The organism is Nitrospirillum viridazoti CBAmc (genome assembly GCF_000730165.1).
Classification (GTDB): Bacteria; Pseudomonadota; Alphaproteobacteria; order Azospirillales; family Azospirillaceae; genus Nitrospirillum; species Nitrospirillum viridazoti.
Map to the genome: position 1 here is coordinate 2818545 of NZ_CP022110.1, position 19525 is coordinate 2838069.

General features: G+C 67.7%; 19 protein-coding genes and 1 tRNA gene. 12 read left to right on the plus strand and 8 right to left on the minus strand.

All coding sequences use genetic code 11. The annotated features are described in order from the left end of the window. Positions 1-14: 14 nt before the first annotated feature. Positions 15-254 carry a hypothetical protein gene (locus Y958_RS13015; RefSeq protein WP_040843696.1) on the plus strand — a complete coding sequence of 80 codons (240 nt, stop codon included), beginning with the start codon at positions 15-17 and terminating at the stop codon, positions 252-254. 499 nt (positions 255-753) lie between these two features. Continuing rightward, positions 754-2148 (plus strand): ammonium transporter, encoded by a 1395-nt coding sequence (locus tag Y958_RS13020; protein WP_425600663.1) that lies wholly within the window; start codon positions 754-756, stop codon positions 2146-2148. Positions 2149-2235: 87 nt separating this feature from the next. On the opposite strand, the gene Y958_RS13025 is transcribed toward Y958_RS13020, so the two are convergent. Then, the gene (locus Y958_RS13025) at positions 2236-3375 is read right to left on the minus strand and encodes an asparaginase (protein ID WP_088872303.1); all 1140 of its coding nucleotides are present in this window, start codon (positions 3373-3375) and stop codon (positions 2236-2238) included. Positions 3376-3467: 92 nt separating this feature from the next. Here Y958_RS13025 and Y958_RS13030 point away from each other — a divergent pair, with 92 nt between their 5' ends. Beyond that, complete coding sequence (locus Y958_RS13030; protein WP_425465800.1) at positions 3468-4070, plus strand: TrmH family RNA methyltransferase; 603 nt, start codon at positions 3468-3470, stop codon at positions 4068-4070. 177 nt (positions 4071-4247) lie between these two features. Beyond that, the gene (locus Y958_RS13035; protein WP_088872304.1) at positions 4248-4682 is read left to right on the plus strand and encodes a hypothetical protein; all 435 of its coding nucleotides are present in this window, start codon (positions 4248-4250) and stop codon (positions 4680-4682) included. Positions 4683-4894: 212 nt separating this feature from the next. Here the strand turns inward: Y958_RS13035 and gpt are convergent, their stop codons facing one another. Beyond that, positions 4895-5383 (minus strand): xanthine phosphoribosyltransferase, encoded by a 489-nt coding sequence (gene gpt, locus Y958_RS13040; RefSeq protein WP_040845989.1) that lies wholly within the window; start codon positions 5381-5383, stop codon positions 4895-4897. A 235-nt stretch (positions 5384-5618) separates the two neighbouring features. On the opposite strand from gpt, the gene Y958_RS13045 reads away from it, so the two are divergent. Together Y958_RS13045 and Y958_RS13050 are read left to right on the plus strand one after the other, a co-directional pair. Then, a tRNA-Arg gene (locus Y958_RS13045) sits at positions 5619-5695 on the plus strand. Positions 5696-6296: 601 nt separating this feature from the next. Then, the gene (locus Y958_RS13050; RefSeq protein ID WP_145727599.1) at positions 6297-8204 is read left to right on the plus strand and encodes a glycosyltransferase family 9 protein; all 1908 of its coding nucleotides are present in this window, start codon (positions 6297-6299) and stop codon (positions 8202-8204) included. On the opposite strand, the gene Y958_RS13055 is transcribed toward Y958_RS13050, so the two are convergent. The 3 genes from Y958_RS13055 to Y958_RS13065 form a co-directional block, all read right to left on the minus strand. Continuing rightward, positions 8201-9397 (minus strand): sulfotransferase family protein, encoded by a 1197-nt coding sequence (locus Y958_RS13055; protein ID WP_088872306.1) that lies wholly within the window; start codon positions 9395-9397, stop codon positions 8201-8203. The two genes, Y958_RS13050 and Y958_RS13055, sit on opposite strands and share 4 nt — an antisense overlap. A gap of 73 nt (positions 9398-9470) precedes the next feature. Beyond that, complete coding sequence (locus Y958_RS13060; protein ID WP_088872654.1) at positions 9471-10220, minus strand: SDR family oxidoreductase; 750 nt, start codon at positions 10218-10220, stop codon at positions 9471-9473. A 120-nt stretch (positions 10221-10340) separates the two neighbouring features. Then, on the minus strand, positions 10341-11219 hold the full coding sequence (locus Y958_RS13065; RefSeq protein WP_088872655.1) for a LysR family transcriptional regulator: 879 nt from the start codon (positions 11217-11219) through the stop codon (positions 10341-10343). 128 nt (positions 11220-11347) lie between these two features. On the opposite strand from Y958_RS13065, the gene Y958_RS13070 reads away from it, so the two are divergent. From Y958_RS13070 to Y958_RS13080, 3 genes are read left to right on the plus strand one after another with little or no spacing between them, the layout of a single operon-like run. Further along, positions 11348-11887, plus strand: coding sequence for an ester cyclase (locus Y958_RS13070; RefSeq protein WP_088872307.1), 540 nt, complete (start codon positions 11348-11350; stop codon positions 11885-11887). A gap of 15 nt (positions 11888-11902) precedes the next feature. Continuing rightward, positions 11903-12928 carry a polysaccharide deacetylase family protein gene (locus Y958_RS13075; RefSeq protein WP_088872308.1) on the plus strand — a complete coding sequence of 342 codons (1026 nt, stop codon included), beginning with the start codon at positions 11903-11905 and terminating at the stop codon, positions 12926-12928. A 13-nt stretch (positions 12929-12941) separates the two neighbouring features. Continuing rightward, the gene (locus Y958_RS13080; RefSeq protein ID WP_088872309.1) at positions 12942-13331 is read left to right on the plus strand and encodes a VOC family protein; all 390 of its coding nucleotides are present in this window, start codon (positions 12942-12944) and stop codon (positions 13329-13331) included. A gap of 50 nt (positions 13332-13381) precedes the next feature. On the opposite strand, the gene Y958_RS13085 is transcribed toward Y958_RS13080, so the two are convergent. Together Y958_RS13085 and Y958_RS13090 are read right to left on the minus strand one after the other, a co-directional pair. Then, positions 13382-15181 carry a multicopper oxidase domain-containing protein gene (locus Y958_RS13085; RefSeq protein WP_088872310.1) on the minus strand — a complete coding sequence of 600 codons (1800 nt, stop codon included), beginning with the start codon at positions 15179-15181 and terminating at the stop codon, positions 13382-13384. 65 nt (positions 15182-15246) lie between these two features. After that, positions 15247-16020, minus strand: a complete 774-nt coding sequence (locus tag Y958_RS13090; RefSeq protein WP_088872311.1) for a glutathione S-transferase family protein — start codon at positions 16018-16020, stop codon at positions 15247-15249. A 112-nt stretch (positions 16021-16132) separates the two neighbouring features. Between Y958_RS13090 and Y958_RS13095 the strand changes: the two genes are divergently transcribed. Next, complete coding sequence (locus tag Y958_RS13095; protein ID WP_088872312.1) at positions 16133-16867, plus strand: helix-turn-helix transcriptional regulator; 735 nt, start codon at positions 16133-16135, stop codon at positions 16865-16867. Here the strand turns inward: Y958_RS13095 and Y958_RS13100 are convergent. Further along, the gene (locus Y958_RS13100; protein WP_088872313.1) at positions 16858-17631 is read right to left on the minus strand and encodes a class I SAM-dependent methyltransferase; all 774 of its coding nucleotides are present in this window, start codon (positions 17629-17631) and stop codon (positions 16858-16860) included. The genes Y958_RS13095 and Y958_RS13100 overlap by 10 nt on opposite strands. A gap of 447 nt (positions 17632-18078) precedes the next feature. Here Y958_RS13100 and Y958_RS13105 point away from each other — a divergent pair, with 447 nt between their 5' ends. Both Y958_RS13105 and Y958_RS13110 read left to right on the plus strand, forming a co-directional pair. Continuing rightward, on the plus strand, positions 18079-18567 hold the full coding sequence (locus Y958_RS13105; protein ID WP_088872314.1) for a MarR family winged helix-turn-helix transcriptional regulator: 489 nt from the start codon (positions 18079-18081) through the stop codon (positions 18565-18567). Continuing rightward, the gene (locus tag Y958_RS13110; protein ID WP_088872315.1) at positions 18567-19499 is read left to right on the plus strand and encodes a serine hydrolase domain-containing protein; all 933 of its coding nucleotides are present in this window, start codon (positions 18567-18569) and stop codon (positions 19497-19499) included. The genes Y958_RS13105 and Y958_RS13110 overlap by 1 nt, the downstream gene beginning before the upstream one ends. The last annotated feature ends 26 nt before the right edge of the window (positions 19500-19525 follow it).

Below are 19525 nucleotides of genomic sequence, written 5' to 3' on the forward strand. Positions count from 1 at the left end.
AGTGAAGGTCTGCCATGAGCGACACCAACAACTCCACCGCGGAAGCCCTGTTCGAAAAGGCGCTGAGCGTCGCGGAAAAGCATCTTGAGGCGGCGCTCAAGGAGGCGGGCCCCCTGGCCGCCTATGTGGCGGTCGCCATGATCGAAGTGGCCGTCAACCAGGCGGTGGAAGAGACCACCCACCAGGACGTGGTGGACATGCTGCACGACCTGGCCAACCAGATCGAGCAGGACGCCGACGAGGAAGAGGAATAACCCTCGCCTTCCTCACGGCCGATTGAGAGTTTGCTGGCGACGCCGGCGCCCGCCCCTTTCCGCCCTGTCCCGGGGTGGCGATGGGGTGGCGCCGGCGTCGTTGCTTTTGGGGCACCCCATTCGGTGACGTCCGGAATCGAGCCTAAAAATTAGGCAATTCCCGCATAGTTTGGCGTCAGCGGCGCCGGTATTTGATGGCATCCTGCCCTAATGCCCTGATCCTGCTATCAATGCATTGCGGATTTTGATGGGATTCAGCCTAGAGTTTGAGCAGCGGGGCACCGGCATGCGGCTTCCCCGGCCAATCCCGCCCATAATTTAATCATTCGTCCCCGCCCAAAGCCCGGACAGCTTTCGGATGTATCGCGGCACGAAGTTTGAAAGAGGGGGCCGCGCGCTTTTCGGGGTGCGGGTTCGCGGATGGCCGGCGGACCGGGCCGGTGACGGCTTTCGACCGCCGGCGGTGACTGATAACGCGGTGATTGGGATGGGGTATGGCATGAGCGGTTTGGGTAAGCGTTTCCTGGGACTGGGCGCATGCGCGCTGGCGGCGGGCCTGCCCGCGCTGGCCATGGCGCAGGATGCCGCGGCGCCCGCCGCGGCCGCGACGGCTCCCACCATCAGCGGCGGCGACACGGCATGGATGCTGATGTCCACGGCCTTGGTGCTGATGATGACCATTCCCGGCCTAGCGCTGTTCTACGGCGGCATGGTCCGGAAGTTCAACGTGTTGGCCATGGTGATGCAGAGCTTCACCATCACCTGCCTGGTGACGGTCATCTGGGCGCTGGTGGGCTACAGCCTGTCCTTCACCGCAGCCAGCGACGCCGCCGACGCCAAGGAATTCATCGGCGGCTTCAGCCGCGTGCTGCTGGCGGGCATGGACCCGACCGGTACCCACGCCCTGGCCCCGACGATCCCGGAGCCGGTGTTCATGATGTACCAGATGACCTTCGCGATCATCACGCCGGCCCTGATCACCGGCGCCTTCGCTGATCGCATGAAGTTCTCCTCCATGCTGGTGTTCATCGCCCTGTGGTCGCTGCTGGTCTACGCACCGGTGGCCCACACCGTCTGGCATCCCAACGGCTTCATGGCCAAGCTGGGCGTGCTGGACTTCGCCGGCGGCACCGTCGTGCACATCAACGCCGGCATCGCCGGCCTGGTGGCCTGCCTGGTCATCGGCAAGCGCAAGGGTTATCCCAACGCCGACTTCAGCCCGCACAACCTGGTGCTGAGCCTCATCGGCGCCTCGCTGCTGTGGGTGGGCTGGTTCGGCTTCAACGCCGGTTCGGCCCTGACGGCCGGTCCGCGCGCTGGCATGGCCATGACCGTGACCCAGGTGGCGACGGGTGCTGCGGCGCTGGCCTGGGTGTTCGTGGAATGGGCCCTGAAGGGCAAGCCCTCGGTCCTGGGCATCATCTCGGGCGCCGTCGCCGGCCTGGTGGCCATCACCCCGGCCGCCGGTTTCGTCGATACCGTTGGCGCCTTCGCCATCGGCATCGCCGCCGGCGTCATCTGCTTCTTCACCGCCACGTCCATGAAGCGCGCCCTGGGCTATGACGACAGCCTGGACGCCTTCGGCGTGCACGGCATCGGCGGCATCGTGGGCGCCATCCTGACCGGTGTGTTCGCCAAGATGTCCATTGCCAACAGCGAGGGTGCCTTCGCCGCCACGCTGAAGGATGCGCCGGACACGAAGCTGGGCCTGATCGAGGGCAATGTCGGCCAGGTGCTGACCCAGCTGGAGGGTGTGGCCTTCACCGTCGTGTGGTGCGCCGTCATCACCTTCATCCTGCTGAAGATCATCGACCTGGTGATCGGCCTGCGTGTCGATGAGGACATCGAGCGCGACGGTCTGGACATCGCCCTGCACGGCGAGTCCATCCACTAAATAAGCGGGCGGGGCAGCCCAAAACGGAAACCGCCGCCGGGGGCTACCTCGGCGGCGGTTTTCATTTGCGCATCAATCCGGAAGCGGTCAGCCCACCGCCACGGCGGTGGGCCGGATTTCACCGACGATCTCGCCCTTGCGGCTGGTGACCGGGGCGACGGCCAAGGTGGCGACGCCATCCCACACCGTGTCGGGCAGCACGCCCAGACGCTTCAGCACCGCCGCCATGGCCGGGCCGGCGGCACGGGGCGCCCCGTCCTCGATCTTCAGCGCGATGCCCAGCCCGTGTTCCGGCAGCACGGCGCAGCACACGCCCTCCGCCCCCGACTTCAGCAGCACGGCCGCGTTGGCGGCGCGCATGACCTCGGTATCGAAGTTGCCGGTACCGCCCACCAGCTCGGGATGCTTGCCCCAGGCGCGGCGCAGGCGCATCACCGCCTCCGCCCGCCGGTCGGGCAGGCTGTCGGGGTCGGCCAGGCGGGCCATGCCCAAGGCCAAGGCGCCCAGGGGCAGACCTATGGTGGGGATGGAACAGCCATCGACGCCCCAGGGCGCGCGGCTGAGATCATGGCCGGTCACCTGCTCGATGACGCCCAGGATGCGCTGCTGCACCGGATGCTGGTACCGGACGTAGCCTGCCAGCTTTTCCCCCTTGTGCTTGGCCACGGCCAGGAAGCCGGTGTGCTTGCCGGAGCAGTTGTTGTGCAGGGCGGTGGGCTTTTGCCCCGCCGCCAGCAGGGCGGCCGCCGTGGGCTCATGCGTCGGCAGGTGGGCGCCGCATTCCAGGTCGTTCACCGACAGGCCCAGCCGGTCCAGCCAGGCGGCCACGCGTTCGGTGTGCATGGCCTCCCCCTGGTGGGAGGCGCAGGCGAGCGCCAATTCCTCATCCGTCACGGCGTAGGCGTCGGCCGCCCCGCTTTCGATCAAGGGGATGGCCTGCAAGGCCTTGTTGGAGGAGCGGGGATAGACCAGGCCGTCCACGTCGCCCCAGTGGGCCACCACACGGGCGCCGGCATCGACCACCACCACCCGGCCGCGATGGCGGGATTCCACCATGGACCCGCGCGTCACCTCCACCAGGATGGGCGCGTCGGACCGGTCGGGAATGTCCACCTGGCGCACGGTCGCGTGGGCTTGGGGCGCCTGGGCCTGGGGGGCGGGCTGATGGTCGTGCCCGCCGCAGCAGCCGTCGCCGTGGTGATGCTCATGATCGTCGTGGTCGTGCATGACCAGGCGCTCCGCCCTTGGGGTTCGTTGATGCCCGCGTTCTCCCCCGGCCGGGGCATGACTGCAATCCTGTTCCCCGGGGGGCTGGAACCTTGCCCAAGCGGCTTGCCTTGTGCAAGGTGCGCGACATGCGTGGATATTTCGCCCTGGGCGCCGAGGGGATCAGCAAGTCGGGCAACATCGGGACCATCATGCGCTCCGGCCATGCGTTCGGGGCGAGCTTTGTGTTCACCGTGAACGCCGCCCTGGACCTGGATGAGATGAACCGGGTCGACACCTCGGGCGGCCAGGATCACGTCCCGCTCTACACCTATCCCAGCGTCTCGGCCATGGCCCTGCCGGAAGGCTGCACCCTGGTGGGTGTGGAGCTGACGGACGACGCCGTGGACCTGCCCAGCTTCCGCCACCCCCTGCGGGCGGCCTACGTCCTGGGGCCGGAGCGCGGCAGTTTGTCGCCGGCCATGCAGGCGCGCTGCGACCACGTCATCAAGATCCCCATCAAGTTCTGCGTCAACGTGGCCGTGGCCGCCGCCATCGTCATGTACGACCGCATGATCTCGCTGGGCCGTTTCGCCGAGCGGCCGGTACGCGCGGGCGGCCCGGTCGAGCCCGCGCCCACCCATGTCCACGGCCGGCAGAAGATCCGCAACGTGGACAGCAAGCGCATGCGCCCCCTGCTAGGCGGTTGGGAATAAGCGCCCTGGCGGTCTGGGAATAAGTTCCGGGCTTCCCTATATTAACGGTCTCAAGTGGCTTACCCGCCGCCGCCCTCCCGCGACCCGCCCAGGGTCCCGGGCGGCCTTTCCTTCGCGGTCGCGGATTCCTTCACCGTCCGGCCTTACGCGAGGCCGGCATCAGAGGAGACCGATGCCATGCCGACCCGCCCTGCCTACCTCCCAACCGTGACCGCCGCGCTGCTGACTTCCGTGCTGCTGACTGGCGCGCTGCTGGCCGCGCCCGCCGGGGCGCAGCAGACCACCACCGCCCAGCCCACCGCCACCACCCAGACGGTGACCGTGCCGGCGCCGGGCCCGCGCCGCGGGGCCGAGACGGCGACGCGGCAGGAAGACATCATCATCACTCCGCGCGCCTACCCCAGCTATGAGGAGGACGATGCCTTCCACCGCGCGGAATACGACCGGCTGAACGCCATCTACGGCAAGCCCGTGCCCATCAGCACCCGCGCCGACACCCTGATGGACGTGCCTCTGGGCAAGCTGCCGCAGGACCGCTCGGCCCTGCGCGCCATCATCGCCGACCCGGACACACCGCACCTGAGCGACGTGGTGGCGCCGGAGAGTAAGTAGGTTCCCTGCGGGCGCGGGGTTTTTAGTTCGCTTCAGGCGCCAGCGGGCCGTCCGGCCCTCGGCTGTCCTCGCTGCGCCCTGCGGTGCTCCCTCCGGCGGACGCGGTCGCGTCCTAGGAAAAAGGCAAACGGGTGCACGCTTCCCTTGAAACGCGAACGGCCCCGCCGGGCGTACCCGGCGGGGCCGTTCGTCTGGTCGGAAGCCACAAGCGCTCAGTCGTTGCGGATCTGCATGTAGGCGATGGGGTTCAAGTCCCAGGGGAAGTGGATCCAGGTGTCCTGCGACACCTCGGTGATGAAGGTGTCGACCAGCGGGCGGCCGGCGGGCTTGGCGTAGATGGTGGCGAAGTGCGCCTTGGGCATCATGTTGCGCACGATGGCGGCGGTCTTGCCGGTGTCGACCAGATCGTCGACGATCAGCCAGCCCTCGCCCTCACCCTCCACCGCCACCGGCGCCTTCAGGTTCTGGGCGGTGCGCTGGTTCTGGTGGTCGTAGCTGCTGATGCAGATGGTGTCGATCAGGCGGATGTTCAGCTCGCGCGCCAGGATGGCGGCCGGCACCAAGCCGCCGCGGGTGATGGCGACGATGCCCTTCCACGGCCCCTTGTCGCTGATGCGCCAGGCCAGCGCCTTGGCATGACGGTGCAACTCTTCCCAGGTGACGGGGAAGTTCTTGGCGGTATCGGCGTGATGGGACGACATGGGGGCGGCGCTCCGCGAAACGGTCAAAAATGTTCACAAAGGTGGAGAATTGGGTAGATAGCCCATCCCCGCCGTCTGGACAATGCATCGCGACGCACCGGCGTCCCGCTCGGCTTGCGGGGTGGGAGAGGCCATCGAAAAGAAAATGCAACGGGACCCAAAAAAGCTATTGCGTCCCCCCCGATCATCCTCTACAAGCACCCACCTCACCGGCCAACACCGGTGAGACGAAAAAGCGCCCGTAGCTCAATTGGATAGAGCACCAGACTACGAATCTGGGGGTTGGAGGTTCGAGTCCTTCCGGGCGCGCCATTCGTCTCAAGTAACGGACGAATAGTCAGATCAGGCCGTCGAGTTCTTCCGGCCTCTTATTCCAAACGAATTGAGCGCTGCCTGGGATGAAGCCCTCGTGAATAACACGAGGCCACCGCCGGGTCTTTGCCATTTCCGCAAATCCTTTCCAGCCCCTGCTCCCCGCCGCCCCCTGTGAAGGGCCCGCCGCATCCGCTTGATGGTCGCAGAGCTGGCCCTGGCCTATTGCCGCGCGCTCGGCCCGCCGTGGATTCCCCAAGAAAGCCGCTGTCTTGTTTCACCATCTCACTGCCTCTGGGAAACCGTACTGGACCCGCCGATTAACGGTCCTACATGGCCTAAAATAGTTGTAAAATTGCTCACATTATTACTAATTTAATAGACTTAAAGGCTGTATAATATTCGCTATATTAATTGCAGAGTTATATGACTATTACTAATTCAGTAAATGTAAAGCACGCATTTTGTCGCACTAATTATTGCGACTCTACCACCGGGTAAATACGCTCCCCCTCGTATCATTCATCGATCCGCTAACGGATCCGGCCGGGGGCCAACCGCCTCCGGGTTGAAGTGACAATGGTCCATGGGGGAATGGGGGTTGACGCGTTCTTACGGCGTCGTGCTGCGCGTGGGGCGCTTGGGCCCGCGCGTCATGCACCACCTGCTGCGCCGCATTCCAGCCGGCGTGCCGGTCACCGTCCTGCGAGTGCCTGGCCACCCGCTGGTTATTCCGGACGAGCGGTGCCGCGTCCTGGAGGGGGACACCGTCGACGCCGCCGGTCTGGCGGCCCTGGCCCGGGACATGGCGGTACCGGCCCTGCTGCTGTGCAGTGACGATGGCCTGATCGCGCTGCCCGCCTCCCCGCCACCGGCGTCCACCGACGTCGGGGTCGTCCGCCTGCTGCCGGTGATCGGCCCGCTGTACCGCCTGGACCGGGCCGACCGGCTGGACCGGCCGGAGCATTATTTCGGCCCCGTGCTGCTGCCCGTGGGCGCCCTGCCCGCCTGTGTCGGCGACGCCCCCGTTCCGCTGGACCGCTGGATCGGCCATCATGTCGTGCTGCGCGCCGTCGGGGCCGGCCTGCCCGTCGCCAACCTGCCAGCGGGCGGTCTGGTCCTGCCCTCCCTGGCCCAAGCCAGCGGCGCCGACCAGCACCGGGGCCGCATGGCCGCGCGCGATCTGCTGGCGCTGGCCGGTGGCGCGCAGAGCGACGCCTTCGCCGTTCTGGATGAGGCGCCCGACGATGGCGAAGACCGGACGCGCGCGGCCAAGCGCGCCATCGACGCCGCCCTGTCCCGTCTGACCAATCGCCTCGCCGCCGCCCTCGCCCCCTTCATCCCACCCGACCAGCGGGCCCGTCCCCTGCCGCCGCAGGGCCGGCTGGGCATCCTGAAGCTGGATTCCATCGGCGACAGCGTCCTGCTGACATCCTTCCTGCGCACCCTGCGGCCCTGGTTCGGAGGCGAAATCGGGTTGATGGCGGGGGCCCGCGTGCGCGACCTGGTGACCCGCGACCCGCGCATCGACCGCACGCTGCTGGTGCCGGTGCGCCTGCCCTGGCTGGCCCCCGATGAAGCCACGGCCTGGCTGGAGGCCACGATCGACCAGGCCGTCGCGTTCCTGCAGGGGGTAGACGCCACCATCATCCCCCGCCTGATGCCCGACTATTACCTGGCCAACCACCTCGCGGTGCTGGCCGGCGTGCCGCGCCGCTATGGCCTGACCAGCCCGCGCATGCCCGACCTCACCCGTTTCAACGCCGCCTTCACCGCCATGATGACGGACGTGGTGACCATTCCCGCCCCCTGCCACGAGGTGGAGGTGATGGGCGCGCTGATGCGGGCAGTCAGCGGCGGCGGGGCGGTCCCGACATCATCTGAGCCGCGCTGCGACATCCACCTGGACGAGGTGGACCGCGCCACGGCCTGGACGACGGTGCCGCCCATGGCCGGCCGCACCCTGGTGGCGCTGGGCCTGGGCGCCTCGACCGGGCGCCGGCGCTGGCCGGTGGATCAGGTGGTCACGGCGGCGCGGACGCTGGCGGGACGTCACGACCTGATGTTCGCGCTGCTGGGCGGCACGGACGTGGCCGGCGACGCCGCCGCCATTGCGCAGGCCCTGGGCAGCCGCGCACACAATCTGGCGGGCCGGCTGGACCTGCGCAAATCGGCCGCCGTGCTGGAGCGCGCGGCCCTGTACATCGGCAACGATTCCGGCCTGATGCACATGGCGGCGGCCGTGGCCGTGCCGGTGGTCGAAATCTCCTGCCATCCGCTGACGGCGCCGGACAACCATGAGAACGCGCCCCGCCGCTTCGGGCCCGTGGGCGTGCCGCACCGCATCGTACGCCCCGCCACCCCCGCCGACCCGGCCTGCGCCCAGGGCTGCGTGTCACGGCACACCGCGCATTGCATAACCGGGGTCAGCCCCGCCGAGGTGGTCGCCGCCGCCGAAACCCTGCTGGCCTCCACCCCCCTGTCCGCCAGCCTGGTTGAATACAGCTAGGCGCCGTATTCCACAGCCAGGCGGCGGATGCCGACGGCCAGCTTGCGGTCGTCATGGGACAGGCCCAGCGCGGCGGCGCTCATCGCGTTCGTGGTGCGGAACACCAGTTCAAGACGGCCGTCGGCCGGTATCTCGTCCCGCTCCAGCGCGAAGGTCAGCCGCACCTTGTCCTCATCCGCCGGCCCCGACCGCAACACCGCAATCATCCGACCGCAAACCTGGATTTCCATCTCGGCCTCGCCGGCGGCGTGCCGGAAAGCGGGCGCCAGGACCAGGTCGATGGCGCCGCGAGCCCAGGTGGCGTCGGCAGCCAGGGGATAATCGACGCTGGCCGTCGCCGTCCGGGCCCACATAACGCCGTCACCGCCTGAGATTTCCGGACGGAAAAAGCCGTGCGCCACGCTGCGGTTCACGCACCCCGACGGGCCGAAGTCGATGGCATAGCCGGAGGGCAGGCTGCTGGTCAGGGGGACGTAGCCGAACCGTTCCATGAAGTCCCGGCCGGCGATCTCGACGGCCATGATTTGGTCGATGGTCAGCTTCCCCACGTACTTTCCCACCAGGCCGTCGCCGACATGGTTGGGATGCCAGTGGGACGCCGCGTCGAACTGCAGGCGCGGGTTGTCGTCGCCCATGCGGCCCTCCTGGATGAAGCGGCCAATCCGCTGCACCACCTCGCCCTTGGCGTGAGCCTGGAAGATCGCATCGGCAACCTGGTCGCTTATTTCCACGCCGACATGGGTGGCGATCTTGGAAACGGTGGCCGCCGCCTCCATGAAGTCGTCTTCATAGCGCAGCACCCAGACCGGGCAGTCCGCCACCAGGCGCATCAGATAGCGGGCGCTGTTGCGCACCTCGTCCGCCGCCTCCTGGAAGGAATGCCCGAACCGCTCCATGAGGGAGACGACGGCATCGCGCGGGTCGCGGACGGTGACGATGACCGGAGCGCCCGCGAACAGGCAGGTCGCCAGCAGGGCCGCGGACGGCTCATGCGCCTTCACGAGGACGACATCCGCCCCGCGCAACGCCAGGATGTTCTCGTGCGTCAAATCGTTGGCGAAGAAGCGGGCGATGCGGACATCCGATGTTTCCAGCACTGCGTGGATGACGTTGTAGACCCAGGTCGAACCGCTGCCCTGCAAACCGAACGAGCCGATGAGGCGGGGGAAACGGCTGGGCACGGACAGGGTCATACGGGGTCTCTCAAGCACCAGGAACGGCGGGCCGGGCGACCTTATCAAGGCCGCCCGGCGCCGTCCTTCGGCCTTACAGCGTACTCATGCCGCCATCGATGACCAACTCGCTGCCCACGGTGAAGCGGGACTCGTCGGACGCCAGGAAGACCACGTACTTGGCCACCTCCACCGGGTCGCCGAAGCGGCCAGCGGGGATTTGCGCCAGGATGCCGGCGGCCATGGCCTTCAGGTCTGCCTCAGCCAGGCCCAGCTTGCCGTAAAGCGGCGTGGAAATGGGGCCCGGGCTGACGGCGTTCACGCGCACGCCCCGGCCGATCAGTTCCCCCGACAGGGTGCGCGCCATGGAGATCAGCGCGGCCTTGGTGGCGGCGTAGACGCTGGAGTTGGGCATGCCGATGTGGGCGTTGATCGAGGTGTTCAGGATGATGGAAGCCGGGTTGGCCAACAGGGGCAACAGGGCCTGGATCAGGAAGTAAGGGCCCTTCACGTTCACCGCGAAGGAGCGGTCGAAGCCCGCCTCGTCCCAGGCCTCCACCGGGCGGAAGTCGGCCACGCCGGCGTTGATGAAAACCGCGTCCAGCGTGCCGAAGGCCTGGCGCACCTGGGCCGCGATGGCCTGCTGGCCGGCCACGTCGCCCGCGTCGGCCTGGATGACCAGGGCCTGGTCGCCCAGCGCCTCACGGGCCTGGGCCACGCTGGCGGCGCTGCTGCCGGTAACGGCGACGCGGGCGCCCTCATTGATGAACTGGCGGGCCGTTTCCAGGCCGATGCCACTGGTGCCGCCGGTGATCAGGGCGGTCTTGTTCGCTAAACGGGCCATGATGCGCATCCTTTCCTTTGGGAGGAGGGCCTTGGCGTCATCGCCGGCCCCGACACCCAAAGGATTACGCTTCAGCGTTCCTGGGAAAAATGGCCATGAACTGATACCATTATTCCGCTTTCATGAATGATCAGCCAAGGCCGGCGTCATCCGCCGCAAGCGGTCAGCCAGGAAATCCACGCACAGCCGCACCTTGGCCGCGGCGTGGCGGCTATGGGGATAGACGGCGTGCAGCGGGGCGGCCGGCAGCGGCAGATGGGGCAGCACCACCTCCAGCCGGCCGGCGGCGATATCCTCATGCACGTCCCAGATGGATTTCAGCACTAGGCCGGCCCCAGCCCGCGCCCAGGCATGGGCCCGTTCGCCGTCATTGCTGCTGAGAGGGCCGCGCACGCGGACGCTGCGCCCGTCGGCGAAGGTCCATTGGTCGGGTGGCGGGTCGCCAAACAGCAGGCAGTCATGGACCAGCAGATCCTCCACCCCCTGCGGCCGGCCCCGGCGGTCGAGATAGGATGGGGCGCCACAGATGACCCGCCGGTTGGGCGCCAGCTGGCGGGCGATCAGGCTGCTGTCCGCCAGCGCGCCGAAGCGGATGGCGAGGTCGAAACCGTTGTCGATGATGTTGAACAAGGTGTCGGCGGCATGCAGGTGGACCTGCAAGCCGGGGTGCAGCGCCTGGAATTCCTGCAGCAGGGGCGCCAGGTGGCGGCTGAAGGCCACGGTGGAAGTCAGGCGCAGCAGGCCGCTGGCGGTGTGGCGGCCCTTGGTCGCCTCCATCTCCGCCTCCTCCACCTCCGCCAGGATGCGGACGCAACGGACGTGGTAGGCCGCCCCCTCCTCCGTCAGGGCCAGGGTGCGGGTGGTGCGGTTCAGCAGGCGCACGCCCAGCCGTTCCTCCAGCCCGCTGACGCGGCGGCTGATGACGGCCAGCGATTGTCCCAGGTCGCGGGCCGCGGCGGACAGGCTGCCCGCCTCAACCACGCGGACGAAGGTCGCCATATCGGAAAAAGTGTCGGCCATATTCTTGCGTATAACACAACAGACCTTGCCGACTATGGCGTATTCTTGCGAACATCTAAAGCGCGTACCGTCAGGCCATCGAATTCACCCCCTGATGGAGCGCGCAAATGTCCCCCTCCCTGGTCCGGGGCACCGTCCTGGCCCTGGCGCTGTCCGCAGCCACCCCGGTGGCCTTCGCCGCCGACACCCTGGTCCAGCCCAAACACCTGACCATCGACGCCAGCCTGCCCAAGGCGCAGGCCGACGCGGAAATCCTGGCGGCCCGCCGCTACGCCACCTTCTGGTCCTCAGGCGACGAGGCCATGGCCCGCGCCGCCCTGGCGCCGGACTTCACCGACCGTACGCTGCCGCCGGGCCGCGCCCAGGGCGTGCCGGGGCCGCTGGCCGCCTCCGCCTTCGTGCGGGCCGCCATCCCCGACCTGACCGCCAGCGTCGAACAGCTGGTCGTGGCCGGTGACCGGGTGACGGTGCACTTCCGCTTCCAGGGCCATTTCACTGGCCATTTCGGCGAGGTGCCGGGCAAGGGCCAGGTGGTCGATTTCATCGCCACCGACCTCTACCGCGTCCAGGACGGCCGCATCGCCGAGAACTGGCACATCGAAGACAACCTGACCCTGCTGCGCCAGTTGGGTGTGGTGGCCCAGTAAAAGGAGCAACCAGCCATGACCACCGACATCACCGCCAGCCGCCGCAGCTTCCTGACCCATGCCGGCGCCGGTGCCGGCCTGCTGGCCGCCGGCATGGCGATGGGCGGCGCCGCCGCCGGCGCCGCCGAAACCAAGACCCCCGCCACCAAGCCCACGGCCGCCAAATCCCAGGAGACCAAATCTCAAGGCGGCTTCTGGCCCGGCGACACCCGTCTGGTCATCAGCGTGTCCATGCAGTTCGAGGCCGGCGGCCAGCCGCTGAAGGGCACCGACAGCCCCTTCCCCAAGGTGGACTTCCCCGACAGTGTGCCAAGCGACGCGGTCGCCAACACCTGGTTCGCCTATGGCTATCGCGAGGGCGTGCCGCGCATGCTGGACCTGTGGGACAAGCACGGCGTCAAGGTCACCTCGCACATGATCGGCGAGGCGGTGCGCAAGAACCCGAACCTGGCGCGCGAGATCGTCAAGCGCGGCCATGAGGCCGCCGGCCACGGCCCGCGCTGGAGTTCCGAATACGCCATGAGCCGGGAGGAGGAGCGCCAGTTTCTGACCGACGCCCGCACCATGGTGGCGGAGGTCACCGGCCAGACGCCGGTGGGCTACAACGCCAACTGGCTGCGCCGCGGGCCCTACACCCTGCCGCTGCTGCAGGAGCTGGGCTACCTCTACCACATCGATGACGTCAGCCGGGACGAGCCCTTCATCGAGCAGGTGAACGGCCATGACTTCGTGGTGGTGCCCTATACCCTGCGCAACAACGACATCGTGCTGATCGAGGGCCGCAACTACACGCCCACCCAGTTCCTGGAGCAGGTCACGCTGGACTTCGACCAGCTGTATGAGGAGGCGGGCCACCGCCGCCGCATGATGTCCATCAGCGCGCATGACCGCATCAGCGGCACGCCGCAGATGGTGCGGGTGTGGGACAAGTTCCTGACCTACGCCAAGAGCCACCCCGGCGTGACCTTCCTGCGCAAGGATGAGATCGCCCGCTTCGCCGCCGGCAGCCCGCTGACCGTGCGCGAAACCGAGACGATCTGAGGCGGAGGCGGCCATGCAGCTGGACCACGCCACCCTGCGCACCGCTGACCTGGAAGGCACCCGATCCTTCCTGGAGAGGGTGCTGGACCTGAGGCCTGGTTATCGCCCGCCCTTCGACTTCCCCGGGTACTGGCTGTACGCCGGGGACGCCCCCATCGTGCATCTGATCCCCGGATCGGGCGCCCCGGTGGGCCGGGCAGGGGAGATGCTGGACCATGTGGCCTTCCGCATGGATGGCCAGTCGGAACGTTACTGGGCCCTGCGGGCCAGGCTGGAGGGCCTGGCCATCCCCTATTCCACCATGGACCTTCCCGACCTGGGGGAACGGCGGCTGTTCATCCGCACGCCCCCCAGCGCGGGCGGCGGCGCCATCCTTCTGGAACTGGTGTTCCGCGAAGGATAGGCGAATGGGGGGGCGTCCGTTTCCGTCCTGCACATCACGGAAACCGGATCTCAGGGCTGAACGTCGATCACCACCATCAAGCCGCCGCCGCCCTGCGATTCGGTATTGTTGTTGGTGGTGTGATGGGGAATATGACAATGGATCAGCCATTTCCCCGGCAGGCGCGCCGTCCAGATGACGTCGTAGCGCTGGCCTGGCCCCACATTCACGGTGTCCGCCTCATACCGCGCGGGCGGCGGCAGCGTCTGTCCATCGCGGGCCACGACCAGGAAGGGCCCGCCATGGATGTGCATGGGATGGATGAAGCCGGTGTTGGTGCCGATAAAGCGCACCTTCAGCGTTTCACCCACCTTCATGCGCACCGTTTCCGTCGCGGGATAGGCACGACCGTTGATGGTGAAATAATTGGGATGGCCGCCGTCCATGGGCATGGCGGGGAAGGTCAGCCCATCGCGCCGCAGCCATTCCTGCAGCTGGATCACATAGTCATGGTCGGCCGGCACCTCGTCCTTAGGGTCGGCGGGGTCGATGATCAGCGCGCCGTACAGCCCCAGGGCCTGCGTGCGGTCTGGGTTGGCGTGCGGGTGGTAGAAATAGGTGCCGTGCTGGCCAGCCGTGAATTCGTAGCTGAACCGCCCGCCGGACGGGATGGGCGGCTGCGTCACCCAGGCAGGTCCATCCATGGCGTTGGGAACCGTCAGGCCATGCCAATGGACGGTGGTGGGTTCCGGCAGCGCGTTGGTGACGTTGATGCGCACCCGGTCACCCTGCCGGATATGGATGCGCGGCCCGGGGACTTGGCCGTTATAGGCATAGGCGTCAACGGTGACGCCGGGAAGGATGGTCCAGCGGATGACGGACGCGCGCAGGTCGAAGACCTTCACCCCGTCCTCCAGCCGGTAGGGCAACGCACGGTCGCCCATGGCGTCGATACCAAAAGCCGCCGTCACCCGGCGCGGATCCACGGCGGCCATGTCGCGCATCGCTTCGGCCGGGGTATCGCGGTCCATGACCATGCCGGGTGGCATTATGGCCCCACCCACGTCGCGCGCCGACACGTCCAGATTCAGCCAGTTGGCCGGCGCCGCCATGCCGGTGACCAGCGCCAGCAGCGACACGCCACCCAGCGCGGCCACCTGGGAAGCAGTGGCGTCGGATTTCATCTCATGACGATGGTGGCTTCCTTCCCGCTGGGTCATCAACCCATGCTTCATCCCCCGGGCCACCATCCAGACATTGGCGGGGTAGGCCGTGACGAACCCCGCGCCGACGCCCAGCGCCATGGTGCCCCAGAACAGCAGTTCCGCCGGTTCCATGGCGCGCATGTCGCGCCCCATCATCAGGAAGCACATGACCGGTGCCATGCCGGCCATCATGAAGTTCATGCTGATGAATTCCGGCAGGAAGCTGCCACGCACGTTCTGCCAATAGCCGCCGCCCATGGCCGACCGCATGAACAGCGACTGGAAGATGAACAGCCCCATGGCGAACCCGGACAGATATTCCACGATCAGGTCCAGCCACATGGGCAGGCCGAACGCCGCCGTCACCACGGCCGCCAGTACGATGCCGGTAGCGTCCCCCGCCACGCAGTGGATGGTGGAGCCGGCCCCCTGCTTCCACAGGGGCCGGATGAACGCCTCATGCACGCCAGGCCGGGGTTCCTTGTCGACCAGCACGTACAGCAAAAGGCCGAGAGGTCCGAGATAGAGGGTGATGAGGATGAAGCCCCACTTCATCACCGGCGGTTCCGGGTTGTGGCGATATTGGTCGATACCGACATACACGGCCGACGCCAGCGCCAGGACAAACCAGGCGGCCAGGAAATAATCCACCGGCTGAACCAGCATGGGCGCCCTGCTTCCTTGGGGTTATGGAGGCAGGGCCCTAACAGGCGAAGCTGACGGCGGTTCCTTTACGCCGCCGCGACCGCCGGTTCCCAGGCGAAATCAGGATAGAATTCCGCCATCAGCCGGTCGGTGTAGGCCAGCAGGTTGGGATACTTCAGCACCCGGCGACGCACCTCCGTATCGAAGTAGGGCGTCAGCAGGCTGGCCAGCACGCCCAGCGCCGTGGCGTCCACCGCCGTGGCGTCCACCGCCGTGGTCCGGTCGCCCAGGAAGTAGGGCTGGTCGCCCAGCAGCAGGGACAGGGCGGACAGGGAGCGGTCGCAGAGATCCGCGATCTCCGCATCCGAATGACGCCCGGGACCGGCGGCGCGCACATTGTTGGTCACCCGTTCCAGCACCTGCTGACGCAGGGTTTCCCGCATGGCTTCCGGCACGCGGTTAAAGAACTGGGCCGGGCCCTTGGCGAAGTTCTCCGGAATCAGCCAACGGCTGTACACCACGGTCCAGTACAGCTGATTTTCCAGCAGACGCTCGATGGTCCAGGACAGCGCCCGCTGCTGGGGCGTGAGGCCGGCGTCCAGATCCACGCCGTAGGTCTTCTCGATATGGGCGCGGATGAAGGTGCTGTCGCCCAGACGGGTGCCGTCATCCTCGATATACGGGATCTGTCCCTTGGGACCCTGGTCGGGCATGCCCTGAGCCTTCACATAGGGCACCCCGGCCATCTTCAGCTGCACCTCCGCCTTGATGCAGAAGGGGCTGGCGTCGGGCAGGCCGAACAGGGCGCCGCCGGTGTAGAGGGTAATGGGCTGGCTGGAGTTGCTCTGGGTGGCGGTCATGGCGGTTTTCCTTGGGGGCAGTGGCTTGGGGGACGGTGGCTTGTGGATGCCCCCGTTCTACTGCCATCCTGCTGCCAACATGCTGTCAGCAGCGTGACACCAGGATGCCCCCATGAGACGCGCCGACCGCCTGTTCCAGATCATCCAGATCCTGCGCCGCACGCGCCGTCCCCTGACGGCCGACGCCATCGCGGCGGAGTTGGAGACGTCCAAGCGCACCGTCTATCGCGACATCGCCGACCTGATGGCCCAGCGGGTGCCCATCCGGGGGGAGGCGGGCATCGGCTATGTGCTTGACGAGGGGTACGACCTGCCGCCCCTGATGCTGACCCCGGATGAGATCGAGGCCGCCGTCCTGGGCGCCCAGTGGGTCAGCACCCAGGCCGACCCCGCCCTGGCGCGGGCCGCCCAGGATCTGATCGCCAAGATCGCCGCCGCCGTGCCCGACCGCCTGCGCCCCTATGTGCTGGAGCCGGCGACGCGCATGCCGCCACACCCACCGGCCGCCGCGCCGGATGGCCTGGACATGGCGCGCACCCGCGCCTGGATCCACGCCGGGCGCAAGATCCGCCTGAGCTACGCCGATGAGCTTGGCCGGCCCAGCGACCGCGTCGTCTGGCCCGTCACCGTCGCCTATTTTCAGACCGTGCGCCTGCTGGTGGCCTGGTGCGAGTTGCGCCAGGACTTCCGCCACTTCCGCGCCGACCGGGTGACAGCCGCCGACTTCCTGGACGAGCGCTATCCCGATCGTCCCGCCATCCTGCGCGACCGTTGGCTGCGTGGGATGCAGAGCCAGATTCAGCGGCAGCAGGCCGAAGGCGCGGCCGGGCCATCCGCTCAGGGCTGATGGTCCAGCAGGCTGACCAGATAGAAGGGGCGGCGGCTTTCCCGCACCAGATGGAAGCGCGGCGACCAGGCGAAGGCCTCATGGATCCGCCGGGACAGCCGCGACTCCGGATCAGCGGCGAAGAAGTAGTGGTTGGCCAGCAGGCAGACGCCTCCGGGGGCCAGCAAGTCGGCCACCCGCGCCGCCACCCCCTTCAATAGGGCGGGCGTGATGGGCGGCGGCAGGTAGTAGAGCGTGTCCGCGATCACCACCAGGTCGAACTGGCCATCCAGGTCGCGCGGCAGGTCCAGGACATCGCCCTGGCGGAAACTGACATGGGCGTGGGCGGCGGCACGCGCGGCCGCCCGGTCCACCGCCGCCTGGGCGATATCCATCCCGACCACGGCGTCGGCACGGGCCGCCAGCCTGGTGCTGAGCAACCCCAGCCCGCAGCCCAGATCCAGCGCGCGGCTGAACCGGCGCCCGGGGGGCAGGCAGTCGACGACGCGGTCATACTTCCAGCCTTGGTAGCGATAGCGGTCGCTGCCCGATGCCCACGGGTCGCCGAAGGTGCCGTAAGCGTTCTCGAACGCGGCGCGCTGGCCGACCTCACCCCGCCAGCGGCCGATGGCGCCGTCCGTCTTGGCGCTGCGCAGGAACAGGCCGATGTCGGCCGGCGCCATGAAGCGGGCGCGGCGCCACCGGGCGCGCAAGCCACGCTCCCCCGGCTGGGGACCCGCCCTGTCGGTGACGGTGCCGTTGGCGGTTTCGGGAAGCGCCACCATGGTCGTTTCTCCAAGGCGGCCAGAAGGAAGCCGGGCGCCATTTTGAATGGAAGGGTCCACGGGACGGCCCACATGACGTTATCAGGGAATTCCAAGCCGAGTCTTATGATGGGAATACCAGGATATGCGGTACCGGGCCCCGTAGCGGGCATTCTTACGCTTATGTTGTATGAAAAAAGGCATATTTGGCCCAGACAATCAAGATCTGCGCACAGTCGCGACCAATTGCCACGGCAGCGATCCCGTCCCACCTTTAATCACACCAAAAATTCGCCGCACCGCAGCGGAATCATAATCTTATTTTTTACTTGGTCGTTTCAGGATGGAGTTTTCCATCGGTTGAAACCACCGGCCCGGTCTTTGAGAAGGACGGCTTATCACAAATGTCGCCGATCCCTGAGAAATCCCCTGTTGACCCCGACAATATACTAAGCCATAGCTTGGTATATGAGCGAACACGACGATATCTTCGCGGCGGCGCTGGAAACGGCGCGGCGGCTGCACCGCAGCACCGCCGCCCTGTCCCGCCGCCTACTGGCCAACCGGCCGGCGGAGGGTATGAGCACGACCAAGCTGGGCGTGCTGGGCCAGTTGCACCGGGAGGGGCCGGCCACGGCCACGGCCTTGGCCGCCTACCTGCGCATCCAGCCGCAGTCGCTGACCCGCCTGCTGGCCGACCTGGAAGGACAAGGCCACATCGCCCGCCGGCCCGACGCGGTGGATCGCCGCCAGGTGCGCATCGAAATCACCGATACCGGCCGCCGGGCCCTGTTCGGCGACGTGCACGGCCGGCGCACCGCCCTGGCCCGCGCCCTGATCACCACCCTGACCCCGACGGAGCGCGAGCTGCTGCGCCTGGCGGCCGGCCTGATGGACAGGCTGGCCGATGCCGACCTGGGGCCGGACAACCCGACATCTGAAGAGGGGGATGCCTGATGCGCCGTACTGGACTGATCGCCGCCGCGCTGACGGCGTCACTGCTGGCCCCTTCCGCAAAGGCCCAGACCTTCGAGCCCGGCGGCCCGGACGCCGCCGCCTATGGCCAGGCCCAGGGTTATCCCGCCGGCACCTGGGACAACTGGTATGAGAAGCCCCACATGGTCTGGGGCTTCAGCCATTACGACAGCCTGGTGAAGACCCACACCCTGCCGGCGGCGGCCAAGCCCTGGGCCTTCCGGCGGGCGGCGGCGGAGCCGGAACTGCACTACGTGCCCGACATCCTGCACCTGAAGGACGGTCCGGTGCTGGGCCTGGCGGATTACATGGCGCGGGTGCCGGCCACCGGCCTGCTGATCCTGAAGGACGACATCATCCTGGTGGAACGGTACCAGTACGGCCGCACGGACAAGGACCGCTTCACCTCGCAATCCATGGCCAAGACCCTGGTCAGCCTGCTGCTGGGGGCCGCCATCGCCGACGGACGCGTCAAGGGTATCGACGACCCGGCCGAAGCCTACGTCCCCACCCTGAAGGGCAGCGCCTATGGCCAGACGCCGCTGAAGGCGCTGCTGCAGATGTCGTCCGGCGTGGCCTTCGAGGATGCGGAGCCGCGCGGCCTGTACCAGGACATCCACAGCGGGGTGGATGAGGGAACGGCGCTGGCCAAGTACGCCCGCACCACCCCCGCTGGCAGCCATTTCCAATATTCCTGCGGTGATAGTGAGGCGCTGGCTACCGTGGTGCGCCACGCCACCGGCCGGTCCCTGTCCGATTACCTGACCACCAAGGTCTGGCAGCCCATGGGGGCGGAGGCCGAGGCGCGATGGGAGGTGGACGCCAGCGGGCAGGAGATCGGCTGTTCCGGCTTCAACGCCACCCTGCGCGACTATGGCCGCCTGGGCCGCCTGCTGGCCCACGACGGCGCGTGAGAGGGCAAGCAACTGATCCCCAAGGA

What these genes read in the sequence shown, in the direction of transcription:
- Y958_RS13015 (WP_040843696.1), top strand. Translation starts at nt 15, where the DNA reads ATGAGCGACACCAACAACTCCACCGCGGAAGCCCTGTTCGAAAAGGCG.
- Y958_RS13020 (WP_425600663.1), top strand. Translation starts at nt 754, where the DNA reads ATGAGCGGTTTGGGTAAGCGTTTCCTGGGACTGGGCGCATGCGCGCTG.
- Y958_RS13025 (WP_088872303.1), bottom strand. Translation starts at nt 3,375, where the DNA reads ATGCACGACCACGACGATCATGAGCATCACCACGGCGACGGCTGCTGC.
- Y958_RS13035 (WP_088872304.1), top strand. Translation starts at nt 4,248, where the DNA reads ATGCCGACCCGCCCTGCCTACCTCCCAACCGTGACCGCCGCGCTGCTG.
- gpt (WP_040845989.1), bottom strand. Translation starts at nt 5,383, where the DNA reads ATGTCGTCCCATCACGCCGATACCGCCAAGAACTTCCCCGTCACCTGG.
- Y958_RS13055 (WP_088872306.1), bottom strand. Translation starts at nt 9,397, where the DNA reads ATGACCCTGTCCGTGCCCAGCCGTTTCCCCCGCCTCATCGGCTCGTTC.
- Y958_RS13060 (WP_088872654.1), bottom strand. Translation starts at nt 10,220, where the DNA reads ATGGCCCGTTTAGCGAACAAGACCGCCCTGATCACCGGCGGCACCAGT.
- Y958_RS13065 (WP_088872655.1), bottom strand. Translation starts at nt 11,219, where the DNA reads ATGGCGACCTTCGTCCGCGTGGTTGAGGCGGGCAGCCTGTCCGCCGCG.
- Y958_RS13070 (WP_088872307.1), top strand. Translation starts at nt 11,348, where the DNA reads ATGTCCCCCTCCCTGGTCCGGGGCACCGTCCTGGCCCTGGCGCTGTCC.
- Y958_RS13075 (WP_088872308.1), top strand. Translation starts at nt 11,903, where the DNA reads ATGACCACCGACATCACCGCCAGCCGCCGCAGCTTCCTGACCCATGCC.
- Y958_RS13080 (WP_088872309.1), top strand. Translation starts at nt 12,942, where the DNA reads ATGCAGCTGGACCACGCCACCCTGCGCACCGCTGACCTGGAAGGCACC.
- Y958_RS13085 (WP_088872310.1), bottom strand. Translation starts at nt 15,181, where the DNA reads ATGCTGGTTCAGCCGGTGGATTATTTCCTGGCCGCCTGGTTTGTCCTG.
- Y958_RS13090 (WP_088872311.1), bottom strand. Translation starts at nt 16,020, where the DNA reads ATGACCGCCACCCAGAGCAACTCCAGCCAGCCCATTACCCTCTACACC.
- Y958_RS13095 (WP_088872312.1), top strand. Translation starts at nt 16,133, where the DNA reads ATGAGACGCGCCGACCGCCTGTTCCAGATCATCCAGATCCTGCGCCGC.
- Y958_RS13100 (WP_088872313.1), bottom strand. Translation starts at nt 17,631, where the DNA reads ATGGTGGCGCTTCCCGAAACCGCCAACGGCACCGTCACCGACAGGGCG.
- Y958_RS13105 (WP_088872314.1), top strand. Translation starts at nt 18,079, where the DNA reads ATGAGCGAACACGACGATATCTTCGCGGCGGCGCTGGAAACGGCGCGG.
- Y958_RS13110 (WP_088872315.1), top strand. Translation starts at nt 18,567, where the DNA reads ATGCGCCGTACTGGACTGATCGCCGCCGCGCTGACGGCGTCACTGCTG.